The 13,189-nt window shown below is 62.4% G+C and carries 10 protein-coding genes; 9 read left to right on the forward strand and 1 reads right to left on the reverse strand.

Annotated features, from left to right (window positions below; genetic code table 11):
* Nucleotides 1-27 precede the first annotated feature (27 nt).
* The 9 genes from LQE90_RS09760 to LQE90_RS09800 all read left to right on the forward strand — a co-directional run bounded on the left by LQE90_RS09760 (nt 28) and on the right by LQE90_RS09800 (nt 11,339).
* Nucleotides 28-678, forward strand: coding sequence for an MptD family putative ECF transporter S component (locus LQE90_RS09760; protein ID WP_114567526.1), 651 nt, complete (start codon nt 28-30; stop codon nt 676-678).
* 1 nt (nt 679) lies between these two features.
* The gene (locus tag LQE90_RS09765) at nt 680-1,435 is read left to right on the forward strand and encodes an energy-coupling factor transporter transmembrane component T (RefSeq protein ID WP_231088282.1); all 756 of its coding nucleotides are present in this window, start codon (nt 680-682) and stop codon (nt 1,433-1,435) included.
* Between the two features lie 9 nt (nt 1,436-1,444).
* Nucleotides 1,445-2,923, forward strand: coding sequence for an ABC transporter ATP-binding protein (locus LQE90_RS09770; protein ID WP_231088283.1), 1,479 nt, complete (start codon nt 1,445-1,447; stop codon nt 2,921-2,923).
* Between the two features lie 221 nt (nt 2,924-3,144).
* Entirely contained in the window at nt 3,145-3,708 is a 564-nt protein-coding gene (gene ahpC, locus LQE90_RS09775; protein ID WP_114567524.1) for an alkyl hydroperoxide reductase subunit C, read from the forward strand.
* 11 nt (nt 3,709-3,719) lie between these two features.
* On the forward strand, nt 3,720-5,360 hold the full coding sequence (locus LQE90_RS09780) for an FAD-dependent oxidoreductase (RefSeq protein WP_216529578.1): 1,641 nt from the start codon (nt 3,720-3,722) through the stop codon (nt 5,358-5,360).
* 295 nt (nt 5,361-5,655) lie between these two features.
* Nucleotides 5,656-8,187, forward strand: a complete 2,532-nt coding sequence (locus tag LQE90_RS09785; protein WP_216529579.1) for a ribonucleoside-diphosphate reductase subunit alpha — start codon at nt 5,656-5,658, stop codon at nt 8,185-8,187.
* 244 nt (nt 8,188-8,431) lie between these two features.
* Nucleotides 8,432-9,475 (forward strand): ribonucleotide-diphosphate reductase subunit beta, encoded by a 1,044-nt coding sequence (locus tag LQE90_RS09790; RefSeq protein ID WP_216529580.1) that lies wholly within the window; start codon nt 8,432-8,434, stop codon nt 9,473-9,475.
* A gap of 76 nt (nt 9,476-9,551) precedes the next feature.
* Complete coding sequence (locus LQE90_RS09795) at nt 9,552-10,697, forward strand: DUF3810 domain-containing protein (RefSeq protein ID WP_216529581.1); 1,146 nt, start codon at nt 9,552-9,554, stop codon at nt 10,695-10,697.
* A 99-nt stretch (nt 10,698-10,796) separates the two neighbouring features.
* Nucleotides 10,797-11,339 (forward strand): methylated-DNA--[protein]-cysteine S-methyltransferase, encoded by a 543-nt coding sequence (locus tag LQE90_RS09800; protein ID WP_216529582.1) that lies wholly within the window; start codon nt 10,797-10,799, stop codon nt 11,337-11,339.
* 162 nt (nt 11,340-11,501) lie between these two features.
* Here the strand turns inward: LQE90_RS09800 and LQE90_RS09805 are convergent, their stop codons facing one another.
* Nucleotides 11,502-13,187, reverse strand: coding sequence for an FAD-dependent oxidoreductase (locus tag LQE90_RS09805; protein ID WP_114567518.1), 1,686 nt, complete (start codon nt 13,185-13,187; stop codon nt 11,502-11,504).
* Between the last annotated feature and the right edge of the window lie 2 nt (nt 13,188-13,189).

A 13,189-nucleotide genomic window follows, 5' to 3' on the forward strand; every position in this document is an offset into this window, starting at 1 on the left:
CACATGACGTTTGAAAGTAGGATTGATATGGAACAGACAGCGAAAAACACCCCGAAAGCTCAGGGCGGGGCCGAGTCGCGAAGATGGGGCGTTAAGGAAGTGGTGACCGCGGTGCTGTTCAGCGCCTTGATCATCGTGATTCAGATTTCGATTGCTGCCATCAGCACGATCAACATCGATGTATCGATGGTTGCCAGCACGGCCATTTCCTCATTTGCCGTCGCGCCTTTGTACTTCCTCATGATCATGAGGGTCAACCGCTTCGGCACCACGATATTCCTTGCGGGTTTGACTTCGTTGGCGTTTTGCTTGATGGGCAATTACTGGTACATGATCCCGTTTTACTTTGCCGGCGGCTTGATCATCGAACTGCTGTTTTTGCGCACGCCCGCTCTTCGGTCGAAGCCCAATTGCGTGGTGGGGGCGTGGACGACGTACAGCTCTTTGTACGTTCTGTCGTCCATTATTCCCATATATGTGAATTTGACCGCCTACATCCAAGAAACGCTGGAAGTCCGGCAAGTGGGGCAGGCGTACATCGACGCGTACCTTAAGTACTATACAAGCTGGGAGTGGCTGGTCGGCATTGTGGCGATCACCGCAATCGGAGGATTGCTGGGCGCGCTTGTGGGCAAGCGCCTTATGAAGAAGCACTTTGCGAAGGCGGGTGCTATCTAGCATGGAGGGAAATGCTCAAGGCAATCGGTTCGCTCGTGCGTCGGAGCCGCAGGTCATGCGTCTTGCTCCCGCTTGGAGCGAGGCGGGGTTTGCTATGGGCACCAAGGCCGCGGTGCTGGTTTTGACGGCGGTTGCGGTTTCGGTTGCGGGCAGTTCGCCGTTCACGCCTTTCCTGACTGGGATTTTGCTGGCCTACCTTGCCGTTGGCGGGCGGGCCGGCATGGCGCTCAAGCTGCTTGTCGCGTATGCGGTATTGGGCGGGGTGTACCTGCTGCTGGTGTATCTGAACGCCCGGATCTTGGTGTTTTCTCCGGTGCATCTGTATGCCGGCTTGAACTCGTATCCCGTTATGGTGGCGGCTCTTGCGGTAGCGCTCTCGCCGCCGGGCTTGATAAGCGCTGCGCTGGCAAGGGCGCGCGTTCCCAAGAAGTTCATCGTGGGCGCGCTTGTTTTGCTGCGATTTCCGCCGACGGTTCGCTCGAGCGTCCATCGTTTGCGCGAGTCGTGCAGAAGGCGCGGCGTGCTTTCGCTGCGCTGCGTGGCGGGCGATCCTGTTCAGGCGTTCGAGCACGTTCTGGTTCCCCTGATGTTTTCGCTGGTGGATAGCGCGGATCGGCTGTCGTCTTCGGCTGTTGCTCGTGCGGCCGAGGCTCCGACGCGGCGAACGAGTTACTATCGCAGCCCCGTGAAGCTTGCGGATGCGGCGTGTTTGGTTGTGTTCACGGCGGCGATTGCCGCCTATGTTTGGCTTTCGTGAGGAGCGTGGATGAGGATGCAGGAAGATCCTATTGCGCAGCTTGTGCAGGTGCGCTTTTCGTATCTTGATGCGCCCGAGACGCTTCACGGCGTGGACTTGAGCGTGAAGCCCGGGGAATGCGTGGTGCTGATGGGCGCATCGGGCAGCGGGAAGACGACGGTCGTGCGAATTCTGAACGGGCTGGCCGGAGGGTACTATCGTGGGGACGTTTCCGGCGAGGTGTTCCTGGGCGGCCGTTTTGCGGGCGATCTTGCGGCTTGGCAGCGATCCGAGCTGGTTGGCAGCGTGTTCCAGGACCCGGCGACCCAGTTTTTCTCCAGCCAGCTTGCCGGAGAGGTTGCGTTCGGCTGCGAGAACATCGGGTATCCCCACGCCGAAGTGGTGAGCCGAACCGACGCGGCTATTCGGCGCTTGGGGCTGAACGATCTGCGCAGGATTCCCGTGGATCAGCTTTCGAGCGGGCAGAAGCAGCGCGTGGCCATTGCGTCTGCTTTGGCTCCTGCGCCGCGCATCGTTGCTATGGACGAGCCGTCCGCCAACCTTGACGAAGCTGCCGCCCAAGAGCTGGGCGCCGTATTGATGGACTTGAAGCGGCAAGGGTACGCGCTGGTGGTGGCGGAGCATCGCATTGCCTATCTGATGGATTGCGCCGATCGGTTCTGCTATATGGAGCACGGGGAAATGAAGGCGGTGCTCTCGCGATCGGACGTGTTGGGCATGTCCGATGCCGAGCGCGCTGCGATGGGCGTGCGCAGCCCGACTCCCGTGCGGCGCCCTCTTTTGCATGCACCCGGCTTCGAGGCGGAGGATTCTTCGACCGTGCGTTCGGAAGAGGCTTCGAAGGGTGCACGTCCAGTGCCGGAACCGGCTGTGTTGGACGTGCGCGACTTAACGGTTTCCCGCGGAAGGAAGGTCCTTTTTTCGGGAGCTTGCTTCGAGGTGCGTTCGGGGCAGATTCTTGCGCTTACGGGGAGCAACGGCGTGGGGAAGACCAGCCTTGCTCAGGTTGTGGTTGGGCTGCGGCGACCCGATGCAGGCGAGGTGCGCATAGGCGGCGCGGCGCTTTCCCGGCGAAGATTGCGCGAACGGGTTTGGTACAGCCCTAACGACGTGAGCATGGAGTTCTTTGCGGCGCGCGTTGACCAGGAGCTGCTGCTGTTCGTTGAGAAAAGCGAAGAGCGCGCGGCGTATGCCGAGCGCATACTCGAGCGGTTGGGCCTCGATGGGCTCCGGGACCGTCATCCTGCTTCGTTGTCGGGCGGGCAGAAGCAGCGATTGTCCATTGCGTGCGGGTTGGTTTCGCGTCGATCGGTGCTCATGCTGGATGAGCCTACCAGCGGCCTGGATGCTGTCAGCATGCGCAAACTGGCCGATGCTTTGCGATGCGCGGCCGACGAGGGCGCTGCGGTTGTGGTGGTGACGCACGACAACGAGTTCATGCGCGCGTGCTGCACGCATCGGTTCGACCTGGAAGGGCTGGTTGCGTAAGGCTTGCTGTCGACCCGGGGATGGGGGCGGGCTGTGGTTGAGCAGCGAGCGGAGCGGGCGCTGCCGGGAGTTTGGGGTTTGGGCTGCGAACCGACCTTCGTCGGCGCTGCGTTCCTCCCTTGTGCGCATGTTGTGAAGCGCATAGCAAAATGGCATAGATGCAGTATCATATCCGCAAGACCTTATCAGTAATCAATATCATTAGTGGATAGGAGCTCAGCATGTCTATGATCAACAAAGAGGTAGCCGATTTCAGCGTGCAGGCGTTTCAGGATGGCGAATTCAAGACGGTGACCAAGGGTGACGTCCTGGGCAAGTGGAGCGTGTTCTTCTTCTACCCGGCCGACTTCACGTTCGTGTGTCCCACCGAGCTTGAGGACCTGGCCAACAAGTACGACGAGTTCAAGGCCGCCGGGTGCGAGATCTACTCCGTTTCCACGGACACCCATTTCGTGCATAAGGCGTGGCACGACGCTTCCGAGCGTATTCAGAAGATCCAGTACCCCATGCTGGCCGACCCGACGCATGCCCTGGCGCGCGACTTCGAGGTGCTTATCGAAGAGGACGGCCTGGCCGAGCGCGGAAGCTTCATCGTGAACCCCGACGGCAAGATCGTCGCGTACGAAGTGACCGCGGGCAACGTGGGCCGCAACGCCGACGAGCTGTTCCGTCGCGTGCAGGCCAGCCAGTTCGTGGCCGAGCACGGCGACGAGGTGTGCCCTGCGAAGTGGCAACCCGGCGCTGAAACGCTCAAGCCCAGCTTGGACCTGGTCGGTCAGCTGTAGTTCTTCCGAATATGGCGAACGAGCAGACGCTTTACGACGCCGTCATCGTTGGCGGTGGGCCTGCGGGGCTCACCGCCGCGTTGTACCTGGCCCGGGCCCGCTACCGGGTGATCGTCGTCGAGCAAGACCATTTTGGCGGGCAGATAACCATTACCTCGGAGATCGTGAACTATCCTGGCGTGCCGAGCTCGAGCGGCAAGGAGCTTGCGGAGTCCATGCGCAGCCAAGCCGAAGCGTTCGGCGCGGAGTTCTTGCTGGCCGAGGCGGTGGGCGTTGATCTGGAAGGCGACGTGAAAACCGTGCGCACCACGCGCGGCGACCTGCAGTGCTTTGCCGTGCTGCTTGCCACGGGCGCGCATCCTCGTCGCGTGGGCTTTGCGGGCGAAGACGCGTTCCAAGGGCGCGGGGTGGCGTACTGCGCCACCTGCGACGGCGAGTTCTTCCAGGACAAGGAAGTGTTCGTGGTGGGCGGCGGCTACGCGGCCGCCGAGGAGGGCGTGTTTCTGACCAAGTACGCGACGCACGTGACCATCCTCATGGTTACGGATGATTTCACCTGTGCCTCTTCGGTTGCCGACGAGGCGCGTGCCCATGACAAGATAACGGTGCTGCCCCATACGCAGCTGGAGGAAGTTTCGGGTGACGACGCCGTTCGGTGCGTGCGCTATCGCGACGCTGCAACCGGCGAGGTGACGAAGCGTTGCGCCTCCGAGGGCGATTCGTTCGGCGTGTTCGTGTTCGCCGGATACGAGCCTGCAACCGAGCTGGTGCGCGAGGCGGCGGAGGTTGACGAATTCGGCTACATCGTGACCGACCGATCGCAGCGCACGAGCGTCGAGGGCTTGTACGCTGCAGGCGACGTGTGCGTAAAGGCGCTGCGCCAAGTGGTTACGGCTACGGGCGAGGCTGCGCTTGCCGCCACGGAAATGGAGCGCTACGTGGCCGCGATGCAGGAGCGGACGGGCTTGGTTCCCGTGCGGCCCGATCGTGCGACGGCACGGGCGGCAAGCTTGCCCGTTGCCGCGAATGCGTCTCAAGAGGGCGGCGGCCTGTTCGACCAGGCGGCTCGCGCGCAGTTGGATGCGGTGTTCGGGCGCATGGAGAGCTCGCTTGTGCTGCGTCTTTCGCTAGGCGAAGGCGCTGCGTCCGAAGAGCTTCGAGCTTACATGGAGGAGCTTGCGCGTTTGACGGACAAGCTGTCGGTCGAGGTGAGCGAGGATGCGGGTGAAGAGGCCGAAGCCCCGTGCGTGCGGGTGCATCGGGCGGACGGGACTGCGACGGGCCTGGCGTTCCACGGCGTTCCCGGAGGCCACGAGTTCACCTCGTTCGTGTTGGGCTTGTACAACGCCGCGGGTCCGGGGCAGCCTATCGACGACGAGTCGCGCGAGGCTATCGCGGCGATCTCTCGGCCGATCGACCTGAAGGTGCTGGTTTCGCTTTCGTGCACGATGTGCCCGGACGCGGTGGTGGCCGCGCAGCGTATCGCGGCGGAGAACCCTCACGTGCGCGCGGATGTGTACGATTTGAACCACTTCCCGGACTTGAAGGAGCGCTTCAACGTAATGAGCGTGCCGTGCGTCGTGATGAACGACGGCGAACGCGTGAGCTTCGGCAAGAAGAACCTGGGGACTCTGCTCGACTTGGTGGGCTAGTCGGCAGGCGGGGCGACCCGACCGTGATCTGCGCTCTGGCAACGGGCTCGTCGGAGCGCAGATCACGGTCGGGTCGTTGTGCTTTGGGCAGAGACATGCGGGAAAGGGTGCGATTTTGGCGCTCCACCTGGAGGATCGGCCAGCTCAACGTTCGATTTTCTTCGCGGGCCCTTCGGATCCTCGTCGCACCGATAGCGTGTGTTGCCTATTCGTTCCCCAATATGTTGTGATTTTAGCAACATATCGTGCTAGGATGGATGTTCCAACCGCAAGAGTGCAAAGGACACGGACCATCATGCAGATTTCCAAACGCAACGGCACGACGGAGCCGTACGACGCCGGCAAGATCAAGCGCGCCATGGGCGCGGCGTTCCGCAGCGTGGGCAGCGCTTTGACCGATGACGAGGCGGTGCGTCTCGTGGCGAACGTCGAACGCGCTATGGAGGCCGTTTCTCGCGACGGCGCCGTTGCCGTTGAAGACGTGCAGGACTTGGTGGAGCGCGCTCTTATGGAGGCCAATTATTACCAAGAGCTGAAAAGCTACATCCTGTATCGCGAAGAGCGCGCGCGCAAACGGATGGCGCGCGAGAAGCTGTGCGCGCAGCTCGCGGGCGTTTCCGGCTTGGCCGAGGCGCTTGCCGCCGCGCAAAAAGAGTTTCCCGAGGAGGAATACGAGCTTGCGCATTTGCAGGCGAAGTTCCAGTCGTTCGCGAAGCCCGAGGCTTCGGACGACCAGAAGCTTGCCATGCTCATCAAGGCGGCGGTCGAGCTGACCACGCAGGAGGCTCCGCGGTGGGAGATGATCGCCGCGCGCCTGCTCATGCTTCAATTCGAGCGTGCGCTTGCCGAGCGCATGGCCGTGCGCCGCATTGACGGCTTCGCGCAAAAGGTCGCCTACCTTGCGGAAGAGGGCCTGTACGGCGACTATATCCTGCAAAGCTACACGCCGGCCGAGCTGGACGAAGCCGCGGCGTTCATCGATCTTCGCCGCAACGACCTGTTCACGTACGCGGGTTTGCAGCTGCTGCTTGATCGCTACGTCATTCGCACCCATCAAGGCGCGCCGCTCGAATCGCCGCAAGAGATGTTTTTGGGCATTGCGCTGCACCTGGCTATGAAGGAGCGCGTGGAGGACCGCATGCAGTGGGTGCGTCGGTTTTACGACATGCTGTCTACGCTCAAGGTGACCATGGCTACGCCCACGTTGTCGAACGCGCGCAAGCCGTTTCATCAGCTGTCGTCGTGCTTTATCGATACGGTGCCCGACAGTTTGGACGGCATCTACCGCAGCATCGACAACTTCGCGAAGGTGAGCAAGTACGGCGGCGGAATGGGCTTGTACTTCGGCAAGGTGCGCGCTTCGGGCAGCGCCATACGCGGGTTCGACGGTGCGGCCGGCGGCGTTATCCGGTGGATTCGCCTGGCCAACGATACGGCGGTGGCGGTCGATCAGCTGGGCATGCGCCAGGGCGCCGTGGCGGTGTACCTGGATGCGTGGCATCGCGATCTGCCGGAGTTTCTTGCGTTGCGCACGAACAACGGCGATGATCGCATGAAGGCGCACGACGTGTTCCCGGCCGTGTGCTATCCCGACTACTTTTGGCAGCAGGCGCGCGATAACATCGAAGGCGACTGGTATCTCATGTGCCCGCACGAGATTCTTGCGGTGAAGGGCTACGCGCTGGAGGACTGCTTCGGCGAGGAATGGACGCGCAAGTACTTGGAATGCGTGGCCGACGCGCGCATCAAGAAGCGGGTCATTCCCATCAAGGACGTCATCCGGCTGATCATCAAGAGCGCGGTGGAAACGGGAACGCCGTTCACGTTCAACCGCGATGCGGTGAACCGAGCGAACCCGAACAAGCATCGGGGCGTGATCTATTGCAGCAACCTGTGCACCGAGATCGCGCAGAACATGGAGGCCATCGAGCAGATCGAGCAGCGCATCGAAGACGTTGACGGCCAGCAGGTGGTAGTGACGGTGACGAAGCCCGGAGCGTTTGTGGTGTGCAACCTGGCAAGCTTGTCGCTGGGGCATATCGACATGGACGATGCGCGCGAATTGACGCAGATCACCGAGAGCGCGGTGCGCGCGCTGGACAACGTCATCGACCTCAACTTCTTCCCGGTGCCGTACGCGCAGATCAGCAACCGCCAGTACCGACCCGTGGGCTTGGGCGTGAGCGGCTACCATCATCTGCTGGCGAAAAACGGCATTCGATGGGAAAGCGAGGAGCATCTGGCGTTCGCTGATCGCGTGTTCGGCGACGTGCACTACGCTGCGGTGCGCGCCAGCTGCGCCATCGCGCAGGAAAAGGGCTCGTACGAGTTCTTCGAGGGGAGCGGTTGGCAGACGGGCGAGTATTTTCTCGACAGGGGCTTGACCGACGGGCGCTGGGCGGACCTTGCGCGCGACGTAGCCGAGCACGGTGTGCGCAACGGCTACCTTCTGGCCGTGGCGCCCACCAGTTCCACGAGCATCATTGCCGGTACCACGGCGGGACTTGATCCGGTTATGAACCGCTACTTTTTGGAGGAGAAGAAAAACGGGCTCATGCCGCGCGTTGCGCCCGAGCTGTCGGTGGACACGTTCTGGTATTACAAGAACGCCCATCTTATCGATCAGACGTGGTCGGTGCGCGCGTGCGGCGCGCGTCAGCGCCATATCGACCAAGCGCAGAGCATGAACTTGTACATCACGAACGAGTACACGTTCCGCCGCGTGCTCGACCTGTATCTTCTGGCTTGGGAAGAGGGCGTGAAAACCATCTACTACGTGCGTTCGAAGAGCTTGGAAGTGGAAGAGTGCGAAGCGTGCTCGTCGTGATGGTTCCGTCGGCCTGTCGGCCGCCGGAACCTGCCGACAGGCTGCGCCGCGAAGCAAGTCCCCGAAGGGGGCGGGGCGCCCTGGTACCCGATCTCGCGGCGAGACCGAGGCCTCGCGTACCGAAGTACGCTTCGCCCTCGCTCTCCCCACGATCTCGGGCACCCTGGTGCCCCTCGCTGACCTACTGCGCCAACCTGCGCGTTTGATATGCGCCCTGCGGGCGCATGGAAGGAGATAGCCTGCAATGTCTCAACTCAAGAAGAAGCCCCTGTTCAACCCGCTGGGGGACACCGATGTGCTCGACCGGCGGATGATCGGCGGGAACACGACGAACCTCAACGACTTCAACAACATGAAGTACGAATGGGCCAGCGACTGGTACCGCCAGGCCATGAACAACTTCTGGATACCCGAGGAGATCAACCTTGGCGTGGACATCAAGGATTACCGCAAGCTGCCCGCGCCCGAGCGGCGCGCTTACGACAAGATCCTGTCGTTTCTCATCTTCCTTGACAGCCTGCAGTCGGCGAACCTGCCCAACGTGGGCGAGTACATCACCGCCAACGAGGTGAACCTGTGCCTGGCCATCCAAACGTTCCAGGAAACCGTGCACAGCCAAAGCTACAGCTACATGCTCGATACCATCTGCGAGCCGCAAGAGCGCAACGACGTGCTGTACCAGTGGAAGGAGGATGAGCATCTTCTGAGGCGCAATGAGTTCATCGGCGATTTGTACAACGAGTTCCAGGACGACAAGAGCCCCGAAGCGCTCGCGCGCGTGCTGGTGGCGAACTACATTTTGGAAGGGGTGTACTTCTACAGCGGCTTCATGTTCTTCTACAATCTGGGCCGCAACAACCTCATGCCGGGGTCGGTGCAGGAGATCCGCTACATCAACCGCGACGAGAACACGCACCTGTGGCTGTTCCGCAACATTTTGCTGGAACTCAAGGAAGAGGAGCCCGCGCTGTTCACGTCCGAGCTGATCGACGAGTACCGCGCCATGATCAAGGAGGGGTGCGAGCAGGAGATTCGCTGGGGTCATTACGCCATCGGCGACGACGTGGTCGGTCTTAACCGCCAGATGGTGACCGATTACATTCAGTACCTGGGCAACCTTCGCTGCGCTCAGCTGGGATTCGATCCCTTGTACGAAGGTCACGAGCGCGAGCCGGAGAGCATGTCGTGGGTGAGCCAATTCGCGAACGCGAACATGATCAAGACGGACTTCTTCGAGGCGCGCAGCACCGCCTATGCGAAGTCGAGCGCGCTGGTGGACGACCTGTAGGGACGCGGCTTGCTCGCGGGTCGTTCTTGATCGGTTGACGACCTTGCGGTTTGACGGCGCGGGTATACTGTCCCGTATGAAAACCAACGAATCGAAACGCGGCGTGCGGGACTTCTTGCTCAAACGGATGCTGTTCCTTCCGCTTGGGGCTGTCGCGCTGGCGATGACCGCGTATGCGCGGCAGCATCCCGACTGGACGGAGCAGGTGTACAGCCAGGCGGCGTATCCGGCGTTGTCGTCGGTCGTGGGGTTTCTGCCCTCGCTTGCGAGTTTTTCCGTGGCCGAGTGGGTCGTGGCGCTGTTCCTGCTGTTTTGCGCAGGTTATCTGGGCTTCTGCGTTCGCAAGCTCGTTGTGGGCAAGGGGGAGCGGCTTATGGTGGCGTACCGCGCCGCGATGGGCGCGGCGGCCATCTGCTGCACGGTGTACTTCCTGTTCACGGCGTTGTGCGGGCTGAACTACTATCGGCATACCTTCGCCGAGCACGCTGGCTACAATGTGGAGGAAGCCGGCGTCGATGCCGCGCAGCGCCAGGAAGAGCTTGTGGCGCTTGCCGCCTCGCTTGCTGACGAGCTGGGGCGAACCCGGGCGCAGCTGGGCGACGACGCGGACCTGTTCGACGCCCATCCGGGCCAGTTCGAGCGCTACGCGCGGGAGTCGGTTGAGGCCATGCGCAAGCTTGCCGAACAGTATCCGGCGTTGGAGCGGCCGCTGTACTCGCCGCCGAAACCAGTGATCGCCTCCAAGCTGCTGTCGTACGCGAACATCGGCGGCATGTTCTTCCCCTTCACGATGGAATCGAATATCAACGTGGACAATCCGCTGTTCGTGATCCCCTGGACCATGGCGCACGAACTGGCGCACCAGTGCGGATTCATGCGCGAGGACGAAGCGAACTTCATCGCGTATTTGGCGTGCAGGCAATCCGATGACGCGCTGATGCGCTACAGCGGATACGTGCTGGCGTACGACAACGTCATCTCGGCGCTGCGGAGGGTCGACTCGGATGCGGCAAGTGCGATTTCCTTGGGACTGTCGGCGGCGGTGCAGCGCGATCTTGCTGAGCGCGCGCAGCATTGGGCGAAGTACGAGGGGCCGGTTCAAAACGTCTCCAACGCAGCCAACGATACGTACCTGAAGGCGAACGACCAAGCCGACGGCATGCAAAGCTACGGACGCATGGTGGATCTGCTTTTGGCCGAACAGCGAGCGGCGGGGCAGTAGCGCCCTTTTCGCGGTAGACTTGTGCGAGAAGGGTCTGCGCGCGGGTGCGCGGGCGGCTGCCTGCGGGATTCGCTTGCCGAATGGACGAAAGGAACGCGCATGGTATATCGGACGAACTACGCTCACCCCGAGTTCGGCGAAGTCACGCTTGCGAGCGACGGCGAGGGCATCGTCGGGCTGTGGATGGCGGGGCAGAAGTACTTCGGCGGCACCGTGAACGGCGAAATGGCCCCGAACGACGATCTGCCGATATTCGCGCAGGCGAAGGATTGGCTCGATCGGTACTTCGCTGGCGAGCAGCCTGCGATCGCGGAGCTGCCCTTGAAGCCGAACGGCACCGCGTTTCGGCTGCGCGTCTGGCGCAAACTCATGGAGATCCCCTACGGTTGCGTGCGCACGTACGGCGAGCTGGCGTGCGAGATCGCGCAAGAAGACGGCAGAGAGAAGATGTCTTCCCAGGCGGTGGGCGGAGCCGTTGGGCATAATCCCATTTCCGTCATCATTCCGTGCCATCGTGTGGTCGGGTCGGACGGCAGTCTTACGGGGTACGCGGGCGGCATCGAGCGCAAAATCTGGCTGCTCGAGCACGAGGGCGCGAACATGAAGGGCCTCTACGTGCCAACGCGCGGCACGGCGTTGTAGGGGCGCGGCGTTGCAGGACGGCGCAGGGTATCTTCCTTGCCGTTGCAGGAGAGCGGAGGGCGCCCTTGTTGCTTTTCGCTCGACATTCCAAGATCCAAGATGACGAAAAGGCCGCTTGATGCGGCCTTTTCGCGGGAGGGAGTACGGTGACGCTCGGTTGCGCTAGATCTTGCTGATGACCGTGTCCTTCGCGCACGCTTCGCCGACCAACTGGCCGAACGTCACGCAGCGGCCATGGCTGACGCCGGGGCAGTGCACGGGGTAGTCGTTGCCGAAGAAGTCGCCCTGCACGTTGCCGATGGCGAACAGGCCGTCGATCGGCTGGTCTTCCGCCGTGAGCACCTGGGAGTCGGCGTTCACGTGCAGGCCGAACGGGATGGTCAGCGTGCTGCACACGTTCTTCGTCGCGTAGAACGGCGGGGTCTTGACCGGTGCGAGCCACTGCGCGGGCACGTCGAAGTCGATGTCCTCGCCGGCTTCGGCCATGCTGTTGTAGCGTTCCACGGTGGCCTTGAACGCGTCCGCCGGGATGTCGAGCTGCTTCGCCAGATCGTCGAGCGTGTCGGCCTTGATGAGCTTGCCGTTGCCCAGCCACTTTTCCATGACGGCGTCCAGGCCGTCGGTGAAGCGATCGAAGCGCTCGGGCTGCTGCTGCATGACGTACGTCTCGTAGTCGCTGTCGAAGACGGACCAGGCAACGTTGCCAGGCGTGTTCATGCGGGCGTTGGTCAACATGGGCTCGAAGGGCATCTCGGCGCCGTAGCGCTCGCCGTTGGCGTTGACCGCAAGCCAGCTCATGATGAAGGACGTGAGGTTGAACTCAAGCGTGTCGAGCGTGAACTGGTGAATCATCGGCGCAGCGGGGCTTTTCGACATGGCCGCGCCCGCCCAGCATCCCATGAGGATGCCGTCGCCGTTGTTGAAGCCGGCGGGGGCGTACACGTTCGCGTCCGAGCGGTTCGAGATGGGGCAGAACACGTCTACCATCTCCTGGTTGCCGCCGATGTCGCCCGTGGCCAGGATGACGCCGTTCTTGGCGTTGTACTGCACGTGCTTGCCGTCTTTCGTGGTTGCGACAACGCCCGTGATGCCGCTTTGCGCATTGCCCACCAACTGCTCGGCGCGCGCCTCGAACACGAACTCGGCGCCGTTCTTCTTGGCGGAATCGTATACCAGCTCGCCCAACGTGATGTTGACGGGCTGCCCGTCGTCGCGCATGTCGTACGTTTCGCCGCCGCGCACGAACGATACGGCATCGGGGTAGACGCGCCAGTTGTCGGAAAGCTTGGACCAGTTGCCGTACTTGGCGGTACCGGAGAGCGCGGGCACCATGCTCACGCCGTTCGCTGCGCCCAACTCCTCGATGTAGTCGAACACCTTGCCGGAGCGCGAGGCCCATACGTAGATGAGGTCGTAGTTCGTGGTCTGGTGAGACGCGTGGTGCAGGTAGCGCGTGGCCACGCGCGGATCCAGGTCGAAGCCGTTCGACTTGTGGTACTTGCTGCCGATGTGGCCTACGTCCACGCCGCGGATGGAGATGCCGGTGTTGCGTTCGATGACCACCGTTTTGGCGCCGTTGCGCGCTGCCGCTTCTGCAGCGTTGACGCCTGCGAGGCCGGCGCCCACGATGACTACGTCGAAGTCCTGCGTCTCGGCGATGTCGGCGATGGGTTCGGGAGCGACTTCCCACGTATGCTTCGCGCCTGCGCCGCTTTGAGCCGAGCCGCTTGCGTCGGCCGACGAGTCGGACGGAGCGGCGGGGCTGCACGCCGGCAGCGCAACGGCGGCCGCTGCTGCGGCACCGGTGACGAGCGCGCCCTTCAAGAAGTTCCTGCGATTGATTTCCATGG

Source organism: Paraeggerthella hominis (assembly GCF_021044775.1).
Lineage (GTDB): Bacteria > Actinomycetota > Coriobacteriia > Coriobacteriales > Eggerthellaceae > Paraeggerthella > Paraeggerthella hominis.

What these genes read in the sequence shown, in the direction of transcription:
- LQE90_RS09800 (WP_216529582.1), top strand. Translation starts at nt 10,797, where the DNA reads ATGGTATATCGGACGAACTACGCTCACCCCGAGTTCGGCGAAGTCACG.
- ahpC (WP_114567524.1), top strand. Translation starts at nt 3,145, where the DNA reads ATGTCTATGATCAACAAAGAGGTAGCCGATTTCAGCGTGCAGGCGTTT.
- LQE90_RS09785 (WP_216529579.1), top strand. Translation starts at nt 5,656, where the DNA reads ATGCAGATTTCCAAACGCAACGGCACGACGGAGCCGTACGACGCCGGC.
- LQE90_RS09760 (WP_114567526.1), top strand. Translation starts at nt 28, where the DNA reads ATGGAACAGACAGCGAAAAACACCCCGAAAGCTCAGGGCGGGGCCGAG.
- LQE90_RS09780 (WP_216529578.1), top strand. Translation starts at nt 3,720, where the DNA reads ATGGCGAACGAGCAGACGCTTTACGACGCCGTCATCGTTGGCGGTGGG.
- LQE90_RS09770 (WP_231088283.1), top strand. Translation starts at nt 1,445, where the DNA reads ATGAGGATGCAGGAAGATCCTATTGCGCAGCTTGTGCAGGTGCGCTTT.
- LQE90_RS09790 (WP_216529580.1), top strand. Translation starts at nt 8,432, where the DNA reads ATGTCTCAACTCAAGAAGAAGCCCCTGTTCAACCCGCTGGGGGACACC.
- LQE90_RS09765 (WP_231088282.1), top strand. Translation starts at nt 680, where the DNA reads ATGGAGGGAAATGCTCAAGGCAATCGGTTCGCTCGTGCGTCGGAGCCG.
- LQE90_RS09795 (WP_216529581.1), top strand. Translation starts at nt 9,552, where the DNA reads ATGAAAACCAACGAATCGAAACGCGGCGTGCGGGACTTCTTGCTCAAA.
- LQE90_RS09805 (WP_114567518.1), bottom strand. Translation starts at nt 13,187, where the DNA reads ATGGAAATCAATCGCAGGAACTTCTTGAAGGGCGCGCTCGTCACCGGT.